Source organism: Rhodocista pekingensis, from assembly GCF_042665545.1.
Classification (GTDB): Bacteria; Pseudomonadota; Alphaproteobacteria; order Azospirillales; family Azospirillaceae; genus Rhodocista; species Rhodocista pekingensis.
In genome coordinates, this window is sequence record NZ_JBHTCM010000012.1 from 23,844 (window position 1) to 39,934 (window position 16,091).

General features: G+C 72.7%; 14 protein-coding genes. 1 reads left to right on the forward strand and 13 read right to left on the reverse strand.

What is annotated here, in order from left to right:
• Window positions 1-5: 5 nt before the first annotated feature.
• The 8 genes from ACFQPS_RS13145 to ACFQPS_RS13180 all read right to left on the reverse strand — a co-directional run bounded on the left by ACFQPS_RS13145 (window position 6) and on the right by ACFQPS_RS13180 (window position 9,697).
• The gene (locus ACFQPS_RS13145; RefSeq protein WP_377359680.1) at window positions 6-569 is read right to left on the reverse strand and encodes a 2'-5' RNA ligase family protein; all 564 of its coding nucleotides are present in this window, start codon (window positions 567-569) and stop codon (window positions 6-8) included.
• Complete coding sequence (recN, locus tag ACFQPS_RS13150; RefSeq protein ID WP_377359681.1) at window positions 566-2,236, reverse strand: DNA repair protein RecN; 1,671 nt, start codon at window positions 2,234-2,236, stop codon at window positions 566-568. Before recN ends, ACFQPS_RS13145 begins: the two co-directional genes overlap by 4 nt.
• Before the next feature lie 58 nt (window positions 2,237-2,294).
• A complete protein-coding gene (locus ACFQPS_RS13155) occupies window positions 2,295-3,119 on the reverse strand; it encodes an outer membrane protein assembly factor BamD (protein ID WP_377359682.1) in 825 nt (274 codons plus the stop codon).
• A gap of 208 nt (window positions 3,120-3,327) precedes the next feature.
• A complete protein-coding gene (gene lpxC, locus ACFQPS_RS13160) occupies window positions 3,328-4,269 on the reverse strand; it encodes a UDP-3-O-acyl-N-acetylglucosamine deacetylase (RefSeq protein WP_377359684.1) in 942 nt (313 codons plus the stop codon).
• Window positions 4,270-4,776: 507 nt separating this feature from the next.
• On the reverse strand, window positions 4,777-6,444 hold the full coding sequence (gene ftsZ / locus ACFQPS_RS13165) for a cell division protein FtsZ (RefSeq protein ID WP_377359686.1): 1,668 nt from the start codon (window positions 6,442-6,444) through the stop codon (window positions 4,777-4,779).
• A gap of 109 nt (window positions 6,445-6,553) precedes the next feature.
• Window positions 6,554-7,837 carry a cell division protein FtsA gene (ftsA, locus tag ACFQPS_RS13170; RefSeq protein WP_377359687.1) on the reverse strand — a complete coding sequence of 428 codons (1,284 nt, stop codon included), beginning with the start codon at window positions 7,835-7,837 and terminating at the stop codon, window positions 6,554-6,556.
• Between the two features lie 13 nt (window positions 7,838-7,850).
• Entirely contained in the window at window positions 7,851-8,777 is a 927-nt protein-coding gene (locus tag ACFQPS_RS13175) for a cell division protein FtsQ/DivIB (protein ID WP_377359689.1), read from the reverse strand.
• A complete protein-coding gene (locus tag ACFQPS_RS13180; protein ID WP_377359691.1) occupies window positions 8,765-9,697 on the reverse strand; it encodes a D-alanine--D-alanine ligase in 933 nt (310 codons plus the stop codon). Before ACFQPS_RS13180 ends, ACFQPS_RS13175 begins: the two co-directional genes overlap by 13 nt.
• 69 nt (window positions 9,698-9,766) lie before the next feature.
• On the opposite strand from ACFQPS_RS13180, the gene ACFQPS_RS13185 reads away from it, so the two are divergent.
• Window positions 9,767-9,949, forward strand: a complete 183-nt coding sequence (locus ACFQPS_RS13185) for a hypothetical protein (protein WP_377359693.1) — start codon at window positions 9,767-9,769, stop codon at window positions 9,947-9,949.
• Here the strand turns inward: ACFQPS_RS13185 and murB are convergent.
• From murB to murD, 5 genes are all read right to left on the reverse strand, one after another.
• The gene (gene murB, locus ACFQPS_RS13190; RefSeq protein ID WP_377359695.1) at window positions 9,939-10,892 is read right to left on the reverse strand and encodes a UDP-N-acetylmuramate dehydrogenase; all 954 of its coding nucleotides are present in this window, start codon (window positions 10,890-10,892) and stop codon (window positions 9,939-9,941) included. The genes ACFQPS_RS13185 and murB overlap by 11 nt on opposite strands.
• The gene (murC, locus tag ACFQPS_RS13195) at window positions 10,892-12,340 is read right to left on the reverse strand and encodes a UDP-N-acetylmuramate--L-alanine ligase (protein WP_377359697.1); all 1,449 of its coding nucleotides are present in this window, start codon (window positions 12,338-12,340) and stop codon (window positions 10,892-10,894) included. Before murC ends, murB begins: the two co-directional genes overlap by 1 nt.
• A gap of 86 nt (window positions 12,341-12,426) precedes the next feature.
• Window positions 12,427-13,566 carry an undecaprenyldiphospho-muramoylpentapeptide beta-N-acetylglucosaminyltransferase gene (gene murG, locus ACFQPS_RS13200; RefSeq protein ID WP_377359699.1) on the reverse strand — a complete coding sequence of 380 codons (1,140 nt, stop codon included), beginning with the start codon at window positions 13,564-13,566 and terminating at the stop codon, window positions 12,427-12,429.
• Window positions 13,563-14,690, reverse strand: a complete 1,128-nt coding sequence (locus ACFQPS_RS13205) for an FtsW/RodA/SpoVE family cell cycle protein (RefSeq protein WP_377359700.1) — start codon at window positions 14,688-14,690, stop codon at window positions 13,563-13,565. Before ACFQPS_RS13205 ends, murG begins: the two co-directional genes overlap by 4 nt.
• Complete coding sequence (murD, locus tag ACFQPS_RS13210; protein ID WP_377359702.1) at window positions 14,687-16,087, reverse strand: UDP-N-acetylmuramoyl-L-alanine--D-glutamate ligase; 1,401 nt, start codon at window positions 16,085-16,087, stop codon at window positions 14,687-14,689. The genes ACFQPS_RS13205 and murD overlap by 4 nt, the downstream gene beginning before the upstream one ends.
• Between the last annotated feature and the right edge of the window lie 4 nt (window positions 16,088-16,091).

Consider the following 16,091-nt stretch of genomic DNA (forward strand, 5'->3'; position numbering starts at 1 on the left):
TCGAGTCATGACCGCCGGGCGGTGAAGGGCAGCCGTGCCAGCCGCTCCCACGGGCCGCCATGGTAGCGCCAGAGCAGCAGCCCCTCGGCCCGCGCCGTCCAGGGCGCGAACCCGGCGGAGAGGTCCGCCAGCAGGGTCTTCGCCGCCGCCGGCTCGACCTTGTTCTGGATGGTGACGTGCGGCCGGTGCGCCTGCCGGTCCTGCGGGATCAGCCAGTCCGACCAGAGCGCGGCCAGCCGGTCGCGCAGCCGCTCCAGCGCCGGGGCGGCCAGGGTGAGGGCGACGCCGCGGCCCAGCGAGCGCAGCCCCGTCACCGCCAGGGGGAACGGTGCCTCGTCCCGGCAGGTCCGGCGCAGGTCGGCCAGGATGACGGGAAGCTGCGTCCCCGGCAGATGGTGGAACAGGGTCAGGTGCGCGGGGATCAGGTTGCGCTCCGGCGGGAAATGCGCCCGGCGCAGCGCCTCGAAACGGGCGAAGGAGCGGTCGTCGAAGGCCAGCGTCAGGATCAGCGGGGCGGCTTCCGGTCCGGCCCCCTCCGCCACCGGCAGCGCGCTGCCGGGCGGGCTCACGCCTTGGCCAGCAGGCTGTCCGCGGCGGCGCGGGCGGCGTCGGTCACCTCGGCGCCGGAGAGCATGCGGGCGATCTCCTCCCGCCGCTGCGTCGCGTCCAGGGCCGCGACCTCCGTCACCGTGCGGCCGGCGGCGGCCTTCTTGCGCACCTGCCAGTGATGTCCGCCGCGGGCCGCCACCTGCGGGCTGTGGGTGACGACCAGCACCTGGAGCGCGCGGCCCAGCCGGGCCAGCCGCTCGCCCACGGCGTCGGCCACGGCGCCGCCGATGCCGGTGTCCACCTCGTCGAAGACGAGCGTCGGTACGGTGCCGAGCTGGGCCAGCACCACCTTCAGCGCCAGCATGAAGCGCGCCAGCTCGCCGCCCGAGGCGATCTTCGCCAGCGGTCCCGGCGGGGCGCCGGGGTTGGTCGCCACGGTGAAGCTGACATCGTCGATGCCGTGCGGCCCCCAGGCCGTCTCCTCGGTCGGGGCCACGCGGGTGACGAAGCGGGCCTTCTCCAGCTTCAGGGGCGCCAGTTCCGCCGCCACCGCCTTGTCCAGCTTTCCGGCCGCTCTGGCGCGGGCGGCGGACAGCTCGCGCGCCGCGGCGGTGAAGCGGGCCTTGGCGTCCTCCGCTTCCTTGGCGAGGCGGTGCAGCAGATCGCCCTGGTCCTCGATCAGCGCCAGCCGCCGCGCCATCTCCGCCCGCAGCCCGGCAAGGCCGTCCACCTCCACCCCATGCTTGCGGGCGGCGGCGCGCAGGGCGAACAGGCGCTCCTCGATCTTCTCCAGGCTGCCGCCGTCCAGGTCGATGTCGGCGGAGAGCGCCTGGAGCGCGCGGGCAGCCTCCGCCACCTCCGCCGCGGCCTCGTCCAGCACCTGGATGACCGGGTCCAGACGGCCGCCGGCCTTGTCGGCGATACGGGCCAGCAGGCGCAGGGACGCGGCCAGCCCGCGCTCCGCCCCGCGGTCGCCGGACAGCTCTGCATGGGCGCCGTTGATCGCCTCGATCAGCCTTTCGCGGTGTTGCAGGGTGACCCGCTTCTCCGCCAGCTCCGCCTCTTCCCCGTCGCGTGGGTCCAGGCTGTCCAGCTCGGCCACGGCGTGCCGGAGATACTCCTCCTCGGCGCGGGCGCGGGCGGCGTCCTCGGCGGCCTGCTGACGGGCCTGATCTGCCTGCCGCCAGCCGCGCCAGGCGACGGCGGTGGCGCGGGCGGCATCGCCCAGGCCGGCATACTCGTCCAGTAGTCCCAGATGCGTGCGTGGGTCCAGCAGGCCGTGCGTGTCGAACTGGCCATGGACCTCCACCAGCGTCTCACCCAGCCGGCGCAGCAGGGTCACGCCCACCGGCTGGTCGTTGACGAAGGCGCGGGAGCGCCCGTCGGCGCTGACGGTGCGGCGCAGCACCAGCGTGTCCTCCGCCTCCAGCTCCTGCTCGCGCAGGATGCCCAGGGCGGGGTGGTCGGGATGGCCGGACAGGTCGAACTCCGCGGTCACGGCGGCCTGCTCCGCCCCGTGGCGGACCAGCGCGCTGTCGCCGCGGGCCCCCAGGGCCAGCCCCAGCGCGTCCAGCAGGATCGACTTGCCCGCGCCGGTCTCTCCGGTCAGCACGCAGAGCCCCGGCCGGAAAGCCAGGGTCAGGCGGTCGATCAGGACGACGTCGCGGATCGAGAGGGTGACCAGCATGGTCCGGGTCAGCGGAGGCCCGGCCCGCCGGCCGGGACGGCTGCGGGCAGGGCGGTCATCAGAACATCCAGTCCCAGGCGCGGCTGAAGAAGCCGCGTTCCGCCGCCGGGCGGCTGTCGGTCATCAGGGTGTAGGTGCGCTGATACCACTCGCTGCCCGGATAGTTGTGGCCCAGCAGCGCGGCCGTGGCCTGCGCCTCGTCCACGATGCCCAGGGCGAGATAGGCCTCGGTCAGCCGGTGCAGCGCCTCCGGCACATGGCTGGTGGTCTGGTACCTGTCCACGACGCGGCGGAACCGCTTGATCGCGGCCATGTACTGCCCGGTGATCAGATAGTAGCGGCCGACCTCCATGTCCTTGCCGGCCAGATGGTCGCGGGTCAGGTCCAGCTTCAGGTTGGCGTCGCGGGCATAGGCGGTGGCCGGGAAACGGCGCGCCACGTCCTGCAAGGCGGTCAGGGCGCTTTCCGTCATGCTCTGGTCGCGGCGCACGTCGGAGATCTGCTCATAATAGCAGAGCGCCTTCAGGTAATAGGCGTAGGCCGCGTTGCGGTTGCCCGGGTGCAGGGAGACGAAGCGGTCCAGCGTGGTGATGGCGTCATCGTAGCGCATCGCCTCGTAATGCGCATAGGCGGCCATGAGCTGTGCCCGCACCGCCCATTGCGAATAGGGGTGCTGGCGCTCCACCTCGTCGAACAGGGCGGCCGCCTTCAGGTAGTTCTCATTGTCCAGCGCGTTCGCCGCCTCGGTATAGATCTGCTCCACCGGACGCTCGACATACGGGATCACTTCCTTCTCGCCGGCGCAGGCCGCCAGCAACAGGAGAGAGGCCGACGCCGCGACGTGGCGGGGACGGAGGCGGGCGAAGCGGATCGACAACGACATCTTCAGCGGCTGCCTGGAAGCAAGGGACGGGGACTTATAGCACGCGGACTTGGCCTGCCGCCAAGCGGCAACTGCGGGCGCGGGCTGCCCGGAGGATGCCGCCGGACCGGGGCGCAATCATGGCACCGCCGGAGCAGCGGGGCCGCTCCGGCGGTGGGCAGGGCAGGGAATGGCAACACCGCCACAGGGAAGGCGGGCGGGGCGGGGATCAGGCGATGGCGGCCAGCGGCTCGTCCTCGTCGTCCCACAGCGGGCGGGCCGGTACCGTCTCTTCCCAGCGGAAGGCGCCGACATCCGCGAACAGGGCGCGCAGCAGGCGGTTGTTCATCTCGTGCCCCGGACGGACACCGTGGAAATGGCCGATGATCGGGGCGCCGGCCATGTAGAGATCGCCCACCGCGTCCAGGATCTTGTGGCGGACGAACTCGTCCCCGAAGCGCAGCCCGCCCTCGTTGACGATGCGGTCGCCGTCGATGACGACGGCATTCTCCAGCGAACCGCCGCGCGCCAGCCCGGCCTTCCGCATCATGTCCACCTCATGCAGGAAGCCGAAGGTGCGGGCGCGGGCGACCTCCGCCTTGAAGGTGCGGTCATCCTCGCCGATGCCCAGGCGCAGCGCGCCCTCCTGCCGGCGGATGGCGGCGGTGCTGAAGTCGATCTCGACGCGGAAGCTGCTGACCGGGGCCGGCATCAGGGCGACGGACTTGTCGCCGGCCTCCACCCGCACCTCGCGCAGGATGCGCAGGTGGCGGCGCGGGGCGGTCTGGACGGCGCGGCCGGCGCATTCCACCAGGAAGACGAAGGGGGCCGCGCTGCCGTCCATGATCGGCACTTCCGGGCCGTCCAGATCGACCCGCAGATTGTCGATGCCGCAGCCGCGCAGCGCCGACATCAGATGCTCGACCGTGCCGACCTGGGCGCCGTAGGCGTTGCCGACCACCGTGCAGAGGCGGGTATCGACCACCTGATCCCAGCGCGCCGGGATGGTCGCCTGCTCGTCCGTCGCCCCCTTGGCGACCAGATCCGTGCGGCGGAACACGATGCCGGTGCCGGCCGGGGCGGGCGCCAGGGTCATGTTCACCCGCTGGCCGGAATGCAGGCCGGTGCCGGTGCAGTTGATCGGGGCTTTCAGGGTCGTCTGGCGGGACATGGAGGCTCGACTCTTCATTGTCGCCGGGAACAGGGCCGCCTGCGGCCCGGTCAGGGTCCGGCGGGAGGCGCCGGGAACCGGTGCGGCGGGTGATTCGGTATGCCGTCCCCGTTCCGTCCGCCGGTCTGGCGTATCGTTGCCGGTCGGACCCGGTTCCCGTTTCCGGGAGCCGGCAGGGGCTCCGCTCCGGAGATTTTTCCGGTACGGGCCGTCCGCACGGGCGTTCCGCAGTGCGGCAGAACGGGCAGGGGCACACCGTTCAGATAACAGCGGGGGAGTCCCGGCTCAAATCACTCTTTGTTACCGATTGTTACGTCAGCGACGCTTTCGACCCTCCGCTACGGTCTTGATCGGCATGGCGGAATCGGCGTCAGGGTGTGACGGTGCGCACAGACGGACGCCGGCCCGGCAGAACCGGGCCGGCGTCTTCCGCAGCGCAATATCGGAGCGGCCCGGCGGACCTCTCCTCCGATCGGACCGGACGTGAGTCGCGGCCCGACGCCGTCCTCAGTTCGCCTGCCGGCGGAGGAAGGCGGGGATGTCCAGGTGATCCTCCTCGGGCGACGGCGCCTTGGGACGGGCACCGGCCTCCGGGCCGACGGGAGCGGCGGCCCCCACCGGCGGCTGGGCCTGCAAGGGGTTGCGCGGCGCTGTCGGGGCAGGGGCCGGCATCCGCGGCGCGGGGGCGGGCTGCGCCGGCTGCCCCCCGATGCCGAGCATGCGCTGGAACAGGCTGGGGCGCTTCGCGTCCGGCCCCGGGGCGGCATAGCGGTCCGGCGTGGCCGGCCCCAGGCGCGGGCCGGGATCGGCCGCCCGCGGCGGGATGAAGGCGCCCTCGCGGCGTTCGCCGCGCAGCGGCCCCTGCGGAGCCGCCGGGCCACGCGGGCCGGCCTGCTCGAACATCGGCCTCTGCGCCTCGGTCGGGACGGGCGCGCCCATCTCCACCGGGGCGGCCTCCAGCGCCGTCTCTTCCGGCAGCGGAGCCGGCATCGCGGCCGCGTCGGGCTCGGCGGCGACCGGGGTCGGCATCGGCGCCGGGGTCAGGTTGACATAGGTGGACGCCGCCAGATTGCCGGCGGTGAAACCGGCGGGACGCATGGCTTCACGGGCCGGGGCCTGCGGCACGGAGCGGACCGGCGTGTGCGGCGAGCGCCCGCCGACGACGGCGAGCTGCGGCTGCCCCGGCACGCGCGGCTGGGCGCTGGCGATGGACTCGATCCCGGTGGCGACCACCGAGACGCGGACCCGCCCCTCCATCGTCTGGTCGAAGGTGGAGCCGAAGATGATGTTGGCTTCGGGATCGACCTCCTCGCGGATGCGGTTGGCCGCCTCGTCCACCTCGAACAGGGTCAGGTCGTGGCCGCCGGTGATGTTGATCAGCACCCCGCGCGCGCCCTTCATGGACACGTCGTCCAGCAGCGGGTTGGAGATGGCGGCCTCGGCTGCGGCGATGGCGCGGTTGTCGCCGTCGGCCTCGCCGGTGCCCATCATGGCCTTGCCCATCTCCGTCATCACGGTGCGGATGTCGGCGAAGTCCAGGTTGATGAGGCCGGGCATCACCATCAGGTCGGTGACGCCGCGGACGCCCGCGTGCAGCACGTCGTCCGCCATCTTGAAGGCGTCGGCGAAGGTCGTCTTCTCGGTGGCGACGCGGAACAGGTTCTGGTTCGGGATGATGATCAGCGTATCGACGAACTGGGCCAGCTCCTGGATGCCGGCCTCGGCGATGCGCATGCGGTGCGCGCCTTCGAAGTGGAACGGCTTGGTCACCACGCCGACCGTCAGGATGCCCTGTTCGCGGGCCGCCCGCGCGATCACCGGGGCCGCCCCCGTGCCCGTTCCGCCGCCCATGCCGGCGGTGATGAAGGCCATGTTGGTGCCGTCGAGGTGGGAGAGGATCTCCTCAAGCTGCTCCTCGGCCGCCGCACGGCCGACATCGGGGCGCGACCCGGCGCCCAGCCCCCGGGTGATGGTGCTGCCGAGCTGGACCCGCTTGCTGGCCTGGCTGCACGTCAGGGCCTGGGCGTCGGTGTTGGCGACCACGAACTCCACGCCTTCCAGGTTGGCGCGGATCATGTTGTTCACCGCATTGCCGCCGGCGCCGCCGACGCCGAAGACGGTGATGCGGGGGCGGCTCTGCACGTCGACGGTGGGGATGCTGAGCTTGATGGTCATCGGTCTCTCCCTGGGGCTAGGAGTGTCTCGGGTCGCGGACGGCACTGGCGAAGGGGCGCTTGCGCGATCGGGCGGCGCCTTCGCCCGGGGGGAGGTCGTTCATCGTCGGTCATAGGTTCTCCCGGAGCCATAGACCGACCCGGCCCAGCCAGCCGGACGGTTGCTGTTCGACCAGCGGAGCAAGGGCCGGAAGTTCCGTCTGCTGCTGGAGGGCGTAGACGAGCAGGCCGGCGGCGGCGGAGAAGGCCGGTCCGCCGACGCTTTCCGCCAGCCCGCCGATGCGCAGCGGCCGGCCGGTGCGGACCTGCTTGTCCAGCACCTGCTGCGCCAGCTCGCGCATGCCGGGAAGCTGGCTGGCGCCGCCGGTCAGCACGACGCGCCGGCCGGCCAGCTTGCCGACCCCGGACGCCTCCAGGCGGCCGCGGGCCAGCTCGAAGATCTCCTCCAGCCGGGGCTGGATGATGCCCACCAGCAGCGACTTCGGGACGTGGTTGGCCTGCGCGTGCTCCTCCTCTCCGACCTGGGGCACGTCGATGATCTCGCGCTCGTCGGAGACGGTGGGGATGGCGCTGCCATAAAGGGTCTTCAGCCGCTCGGCGTGGGCCAGCGGCGTGGTCAGGCCGCGCGCGATGTCGTTCGTGACATGGCCGCCGCCCAGCGGGATGCTGTCGCACCAGATCATCTTGCCGTCGAAGAAGACGGACATGGTCGTGGTGCCGCCGCCCATGTCGATCAGGGTGACGCCCAGATCCATCTCGTCCTCGACCAGGCAGGCGAGGCCCGAGGCGTAGGGGCTCAGGACGAAGCCCTCCACGCCCAGGTGGCAGCGGCCGATGCAGGTCGTCAGGTTGCGGATCGGGTTGGCGGCGGTGGTGACCGCGTGCAGGCGCACGCCCAGCCGCTCGCCGACCATGCCGCGCGGCTCGCGGATGCCCTTGGAGCCGTCCACCGTGTAGCCCACGGGGATGGAGTGGATCAGCTCGGCATCGGGGGCGACGTTCAGGTTGTGGGCCTGGGCCAGGGCGCGCTTGAGGTCGCCGTCATTGACCACCTGCCCGGCGATGGCGGTCTCCACCGTTATGGTCTGGCTCTCCGGCTGGCCGCCGGACAGGCTCACCAGGACCTCGCGGATCTGCTCGCCGGCCATGGTCTCGGCGGCATGGACGGCGGTGCCGATGGCGGTCTCGGCCTGCTCCATGTCCACGATGGCTCCGGCGCGCACGCCGCGGCTGACCTGATGACCGATGCCCACGACACGGATCGATCCGGGGTCGTCCACCTTGGCGATGAAGCAGACGACCTTGCCCGAGCCGACATCGAGCGCGGCGATGGTGCCCCCGCGCGACACCCGCTTCGGTCTGCTTCTGACGTTCAGCGCCCCCGGAAATGCCATGCCCGCCGCCCCCTCAGATCTTCTTCTGCCGCTGCGCCTCGCGGCGCTGCTCCGCCGCCTGCGCGGAGGTCTGCACGACCAGCCGGTCGGGCACCCGCAGGTCCACCGCGACGATGTCCCGCTCCAGCACCCTGTTCGTCTGCTGCACGGTGGCGAGCTGGCGCAGGGCCGCGGCCACGTCCTTCTCCGGCAGGCGCACATCCACGCCGTTGTCCAGACGCAGGTCCCAGCGCCGGCCACCGACCAGCACGGCCGCCTCGACCCGGGCCCCGATCAGCGGCTCCGCCGCCAGCAGGGCCAGCAGCGTGCGGCCGTGACTGGGCGCGTCCGCCCCCACCAGCATCGGCAGGTCGGGCCAGCGCTCCAGCCGCTCGTCGGTCAGCACCACACCGTCGGCGTCCACCAGATAGAGCTTCTGCTCGTGCTGCCAGAGCGCCATGGGCGTCCGCTCGACGAGCTGGACGAAGATCGTTCCCGGCAGGCGGCGCTCCACCGTCGCGGCGGCGACCCAGGGGATGGCCTGCAAGGCCGCCTGGGCGGCATGGGGATCGAAGGTCAGCATGGGCGAGCCGGTCCCGACCCCCAGTGCCGCCAGCACGGCGGCGCCGTCCGTCTCCGCCCGGCCCTTCACCAGCACCTCGGACACGGCCAGCCCGGCCTCGGCCGTGGCGCGGACGAAGCCCTCGGACGCCCCTTCGGCCATCTCCGGCAGCCGGCCGTCGGCCCAGACCCAGGCCAGGAACCCGGCCAGCAGCAGCACCGGGCTCAGCTTCAGGCCGGCGCGCAGGGAGGGCAGGGCCCAGCGCGGCAGGGCGCGGCGGCGGTTGGCGCGGCGGGCCGCCTGCATGGTGGCGCGCCGGGCCGCCGCGGCGATCTTCGCCCGGTGGCTGTCGGCCGTGCCCCGGCCGGTGTCGTAGGCGGCGGCGCTCACGCGTGGCATCGGGCCTGCTCCACGATCCAGGCGCACAGCTCGGCGAAGCCGATGCCCAGCGACGCCGCCTGTTCCGGCAGCAGCGACAGGGCCGTGAAGCCGGGCTGCGTGTTGGTCTCCAGGAAGTAGAGGCCGCCGGTGCCGGCCTGGCTGTCGTCCCAGCGGAAATCGCTGCGGCTGACGCCGCTGCATCCCAGGGTCCGGTGCGCCAGCAGGGCCAGCCGCAGCGCCTCCTCCTGGATCTCCTGCGGGATCTGCGCCGGGCAGACGTGGACGGCCTCGCCCTCGGTGTACTTGGCGGCGTAGTCGAAGAAGCCGGAGCGCGGCACGATCTCCGTCACCGCCAGGGCGCGGTCGCCCATCACGCCCACGGTCAGCTCGCGGCCGGGGATGAAGCGCTCGACCAGCACCCGCTCGCCGTGCGCCCAGCCGCCTTCCTCCAGCACCGACTGGTTCTGGCCGGGGCGGACGATGCGGACACCGACGGACGAGCCCTCGTCCACCGGCTTCACGACATAGGGCGGCTCGATCGGATGCCCGGCCAGGATCTCTTCGCGCGTCACCGTCACCCCGTCGGGCACCGGCATGCCGACGGCGGCCAGGACGCGCCGGGTCATCTCCTTGTTCATGGCCAGGGCGGAGGCCAGCACGCCGGAATGGGTGTAGGGGATGCCCAGATACTCCAGCACGCCCTGGATCAGCCCGTCCTCCCCGCCGCGGCCGTGCAGGGCGTTGAAGACCACGTCCGGCCGTGGGGTCAGGGCGTGCAGCAGGGCCGGCAGGTCGCGCTGCACGTCCACCGCCGTCACCGCGTAGCCGCGCTCCTCCAGCGCGGCCGCGACGGACCGGCCGCTGACCAGCGACACGTCACGCTCTGCCGACCAGCCGCCCATCAGGACGGCCACCCGCGTCGGGCGGCGTTGGTTCATGATCCCGCTCCCCATCCGGCGTCCCCGTCCGTCCCGGCCGGACGGGGAGCCACTTCTAGACCTTCGCAGATGGAAAAGGAAACGCAAGATTTTGTGGTAGTGGTCATCACGACGTCTATGGAATGCGGCCGCACGACCGAGTCGAACCGCCCGGACACCCCCCCGGCCGAAGCCGGCGCGATGACTCCGCAGAAGGTCCGGCGGGTCGCCGGCAAGACTCGGCAAGACTTCGCCGCGTTCATCATGGCGTGATCTCCCGGACCGGCCGGCCGATCCGCCGGATCTCCCAGCGCAGGTCGATCCCGCTCGTCTCCAGCACCCGCCGGCGGACCTCCTCGCCCAGCGCCTCCAGGTCGGTGGCGCTGGCATCGCCCAGGTTCAGCAGAAAATTGCAGTGCTTCTCCGAGACCTGGGCGCCGCCGATCCGCAGCCCGCGGCAGCCGGCGCGGTCGATGAGCTGCCAGGCCTTGGCTCCGCCCGACAGTTCCGGGTCCGGGTTGGCGAAGGTGGACCCGCCGGTGCGCGCCCGCACCGGCTGGCTGTCCGCCCGTGCCTTCTGGATGGCGTCCATGGCCGTGGCGATGGCGGCCTTGTCCCCCGGCGTGCCTTGCAGCACGGCGCCGGTGAAGATCACGTCCTCGGGCACGCCGCAGTGGCGGTAGCCGAGATGCAGCCCGGCGCGGTCGAAACGCAGGCGCCGGCCGGCGCGGTCGATGCCCTCGGCCATGACCACCAGATCGGCCGTCTCCCGCCCGTAGGCGCCGGCGTTCATGCGCAGGGCGCCGCCGATCGTGCCGGGGATGCCGGAGAGGAACTCCAGCCCCGCCAGCCCCTCGTGCCGGGCGGTGAGGGCGACGTTGTAGTCCAGCGCCCCGGCCCCGGCGACCAGCCGGTCACCCTCCACGGCGATCTCCGCGAAGGGGCCGCCCAGGCGGATCACCACGCCGGGCACGCCGCCGTCGCGGACCAGCAGGTTGCTGGCGACGCCGATCACGGTGACCGGCACATCCGCCGGGCAGCCGGCCAGGAACACGGCCAGATCGTCGGCGTCAGCCGGCCGGAACAGCACGTCCGCCGCCCCGCCGACCCGGAACCAGGTCATCGGCCCCAGGGGCGCGTCCGCCGTCAGCCGCCCGCGGACGCGCGGCAGGCGGTCGATCAGATGGGGACCCGACAGGGGCTCGGCGGCCATCATCAGGTGCCCCCCGCCTTGGGCGCCGGCGTCGTCCCGCCGGCGATGCCATAGAGCGCATCCAGCTCTGCCGGCAGCCGGTTGGCCCAGCCGGTGATGCTGCCGGCCCCCAGGCAGACGACCATGTCGCCCGGTTGCGCCAGATCGCGCACGATGCCGGCCAGCGCCTCGGGCGAGGGCAGGGCCTGCACGTTGCGGTGGCCGTGGGTGCGCAGACCCTCCACCAGCGCCTCCTTCGAGGCGCCCTCGACGGGCTGTTCGCCCGCGGCGTAGACGTCCGCCACGATTACGGCGTCGGCATCGTTGAAGCAGGTGCAGAACTCCTCGAACAGCGAGGAGAGGCGGCTGTAGCGGTGCGGCTGTACGACCGCGATGGTGCGGCCGCGGCCGGCCATCCGCGCGGCCTTCAGCACCGCCTGGATCTCCACCGGATGGTGGCCGTAATCATCGATCACGACCACCCCGTTGGATTCGCCCGTCCTGGTGAAGCGGCGCTTGACGCCGCTGAAGCGGGCGAAGCTGGCGCGGATCTGCTCGTCCGCGATGCCCATGTTGATGGCGACGGCGATGGCGGCGAGCGAGTTCTGGACGTTGTGCAGCCCGTACATGGGCAGATGCACCCGCTCGATGGTGCGCGCCTCGCCGGTCACCCGCTCGGACACCTGCACGTCGTAGAAGGCGCCGCGGTGGTCGCCCTCGACATTGACGGCGCGCACGTCGGCCTGCGGGTTGAAGCCGTAGGTGACGATCCGCCGGTCCACGCGGGCGACCAGGGCCTGCACCTCCGGATGGTCGGTGCAGAGCGCGGCGAAGCCGTAGAACGGGATGTTCTCGACGAAGCGGTCGAACGCCTCCCGCTCCTTCTCGAAGGTGCCGTAGAAGTCCAGATGCTCGGGGTCCATGTTGGTGACGATGGCGATGGTCGCCGGCAGCTTCGTGAAGGTGCCGTCGCTCTCGTCCGCCTCGACCACCATCCAGTCGCCGCTGCCCAGCCGGGCGTTGGTGCCGAGCGCGTTGATGATGCCTCCGTTGATGATGGTCGGGTCGAAGCCGGCCCCGTCCAGCAGGGCCGCCACCATGGAGGTGGTGGTGGTCTTGCCGTGCGTGCCGGCCACCGCCACCGACCATTTCAGGCGCATCAGCTCGGCCAGCACCTCCGCCCGGCGCACGACCGGCACCAGGGCGGCGCGGGCGGCCACGACCTCCGGATTGTCGGTCCGGACGGCGGAGGAGATGACGACGACCGCCGCCTCGCCCAGATTCTCCGCCCGGTGGCCGATCTCCACCCGGATGCCCAGGGTGCGCAGACGCGCGACATTGTAGTTGTCGGCGATGTCGCTGCCCTGGACGGAATAGCCGAGATTGTGCAGCACCTCGGCGATGCCCGACATGCCGATGCCGCCGATGCCGACGAAGTGGATGGTGCCGATGGAAAGCGGCATCGCGCGCATGGCTCAGGCCCTCCCCGGGAAACGGACGGGGCCGGCGGGCTTGGGGCCGGCGGGCGTGGGAACTGCCGGGACGGGCATCGGGGCGCTCATTCGGCGGCTCGCATCTGGCTGTCCGGGGTGGTCCGACCGTTGCCCAGGCCGGCGGCGCCCAGCACGGCATCGGCCAGTCGGCGGGCGGCGTCCGGCAGGCCCCAGGCGGCCGCGGCCGCCGCGGCCGGGGCCAGGGGCGTCGGATCGGTCAGCAGCGCCGTCAGCCGTGCCGCCAGCGCCTCGGCCGTGAACTCCGGCTGCGGCATCAGCCAGGCGCCGCCGGCCGCGGCCAGGGCGCGGGCGTTGGCGGTCTGGTGGTCGTCGGTGGCGTGCGGGTAGGGCACCAGGATCGCCGGCCGGCCGGCCACTGTCAGCTCCGCCACGGTGGAGGCGCCGGCCCGGCCGATCATCAGGTGGCAGCGGGCCAGCCGTTCCGGCAGGTCGCGGAAGAAGGGGGCCAGGGTGGCCTGGACGCCCAGGGCCGCGTACCCGTCGCGGGCCGCCTGGAGGTTCTCGGCACGCGCCTGCTGCACGATGCCCAGGCGGAGGCGCAGGTCCTCCGGCAGCATCGCCACGGCGCGCGGCACGATCTCCCCGAACACGGTGGCGCCCTGGCTGCCGCCGGTGACCAGGATGTTGAGAGAGCCGCCCGGCAGGGGCGCTTCGTAGGGCCGGTCGCGCAGGACCAGCACGGCCGGCCGGACGGGGTTGCCGGTCCGCACGGCGCGCGCCCGGTCCACATTGTCCATGCCCTGCACCTCCGGGAAGGAGGTGCAGATCAGCCGGGCCCGCCGCGCCAGCATCCGGTTGGCGCGGCCCATGACGGCGTTCTGCTCGTGGATCGCCACCGGGATGCGCAGGCCGGCGGCGGCATAGACCGCCGGGAAGGACGGATAGCCGCCGAAGCCGACGACGATCGCCGGCGCGAGCCGCGCCAGCAGGCGGCGCGCCTGGAGCGTGCCGATGCCCAGCTCCAGCGCCGTGCGCGCCTTGCCCAGCAGCCCGCCGCCCAGGGTGGCGGAGCGGATGCGGTGGACCGGCACGTCGCGCAGCGCGTCGCCGAAGGCCGTGCCGCGCACGTCCGTCACCAGCACCACCCGGTGGCCGCGCTCCAGCAGTTCGCGGGCCAGCGCCTCGGCGGGGAACAGATGGCCGCCGGTGCCGCCGGCCGCCAGCACGATGGGATTCGGGCTCATACCATGTCTCCCGGTCCGAAGCGGCGGCGCGTCAGCGCCAGCAGCATGCCCATGCCGATGCCCAGCGCGATCAGCGAGGACCCGCCGTAGCTGATGAAGGGCAGCGTCATGCCTTTGGTCGGCATCAGGTGCAGCGAGGACCCCATGTTGATGAGGGACTGCAAGCCGAACTGCATGCACAGGCCCGACGCGGCCAGCAGCACGAACAGGCTCTGGTCGTTGAAGGCGCGGGCGAAGCCGCGCAGCACGACGAAGGCGAACAGGCCGACGATCAGCAGGCACCAGAGCAGGCCCAGCTCCTCCCCGGCGACGGCGAAGATGAAGTCGGCATGGGCGTCGGGGATCGTCATCTTGACGGACCCCTGGCCCGGGCCGGTGCCCCACAGGCCGCCCTTCTCGAACGCCTCCATGGCGCGGGCGACCTGGTAGTTGTCGCCCGCGGCGGGGTCGAGGAAGCGGTCGATGCGGCTCTGCACATGCGGCAGCAGGAAATAGGCGCCGACAAGGCCGGAGATGCCCAGCACCACCAGCCCCGCCACCAGCAGCACCGGCAGGCCCGCCAGGAAGAACTGCCCGGCGAAGACGGCCGTGATGACGAAGGTCTGGCCCAGGTCCGGCTGCATCAGCAGCATCGCCACCGTGACCAGGAACAGTCCGGCCACGACCGGGATGCCGGGGAAGCCGTCGCGGCTGCGCTGTAGCGCGAACAGCCACGCCGCGACGACGGCGAAGGCGGGCTTCACGAATTCCGACGGCTGCACCGACAGGCCGGGAAGGTGCAGCCAGCGGGTGGCGCCTTTGATCTCCACCCCGACCACCAGGGTCAGCGCGATCCCGACCAGCGACAGCAGGAACAATCCCACCGACAGCCGCAGCACCCCGCGCGGGGACAGCAGCGATACGCCCACCATCACGCCCAGCGCCGGCAGCAGCAGCAGCAGATGCCGCTCGATGAAGTGGAAGGTGGTCAGGCCGATGCGCTCCGCCACGGCGGGGCTGGCGGCCTGGATCAGCACCACGCCGATGGCGGCGATCAGCACCACCGCCGCCAGCGTCCAGCGGTCGACGGTCCACCACCAGCGGCCCAGCAGGGAATGGTCGGTGCGGGCGAAGGTGAAGCTCATCGGCCGGCCTCCTTCATCGCCTCTACCAGCTTGGCGAAGTGGTCGCCGCGCACCTCGAAGTTCGGATACTGGTCGAAGCTCGCGCAGGCGGGCGAGAGCAGCACGACGGCCCCCGGCTCGCCCCCGGCCAGCGCCGAGCGGAAGGCCGTGGGCACCGCCGTTTCCATCGTGCCGCAGCGGGTGTGCGGCACCCCGCGGGCGGCCAGCCAGGAGGCGAACTCCTCCGTCGCGGCGCCGATCAGGAAGGCGTGGCGGACCCGCGGCATGAAGGCGTCCAGGCCCTCCAGCCCGCCCTCCTTCGGCTTGCCGCCCAGGATCCAGTGGATCGCGTCGTAGCAGCCCAGGGCCTTGGCCGCGGCGTCGGCGTTGGTCGCCTTGCTGTCGTTGACGAAGCGGACGCCGTCGATGGTGGCGACCGCCTGCTGGCGGTGGGCCAGACCGGCGAAGCTGCGGATGGCGGCGGCGATGGCGTCCGGCGCCACCCCGGCGGCGCGCGCCAGGGCATAGGCGGCGCAGGCGTTCTGCCAGTTGTGCCGGCCGGGCAGCGACGGGCAGTCGCGCAGGTCCAGCACGGCCAGGGCGCGGCCCTCGCTGTCGTCCACCAGCACGCCGTCGGGGGCGGAGACGCCGCCGGCCACCGCCCGTTCGGCGGAGATGCGGACGACGCGGCGACCGCCCTCGGCCTCCAGCGCGTCGGCCATGGCGGCACAGTGCGCGTCGTCCACGCCGATCACGGCGACCGGCAGGGCGGGCCGCGGGGACGGGGCGGGGCGGAAGGCCAACCGCTTGGCGGCGACATAGCCGTCCATGCCGCCGTGGCGGTCCAGGTGGTCGGGCGTGATGTTCAGCAGTGCCGCCGCATCGAAGCCGAGCGAGGGCGTCAGTTCGAGCTGGTAGCTGGACATCTCCAGCACGTAGACGTCGCCCGCGCCCAGCGCGTCGAAGGTCAGCACCGGGGTGCCCAGGTTGCCGCCGACCTGGAGGCGCCGCCCCGCGGTGGCCAGGATGTGGCCGGTCAGCGCCGTCGTCGTGCTCTTGCCGTTGGTGCCGGTGATGCCGAGATAGGTCGCCTCCGGCCGGGCGCGGCGCAGCAGTTCCACGTCCCCGATGATCGGGATGCCCGCGGCGCGCACGCGCGCGGCCACCGGGTGCGGGGCGGGGAAGGTGTGCGAGATGCCCGGCGAAAGCACCAGCGCCGTCACCCCCGTCAGGTCGGCCCGGTGCAGGTCCGTGAGCGGCAGACCGGCGGCGGTGGCCGCGGTGCGCCCGGCCTCGGCATCGTCCCAGGCCAGCACCTCGGCGCCGCCACGCGCGAGCGCGATCGCGGCCGCGAGGCCCGACCGGGCGAGCCCCATCACCGCGATACGCTGGCCGGCAAGGAAGGAGAGGTCGATCATCCGG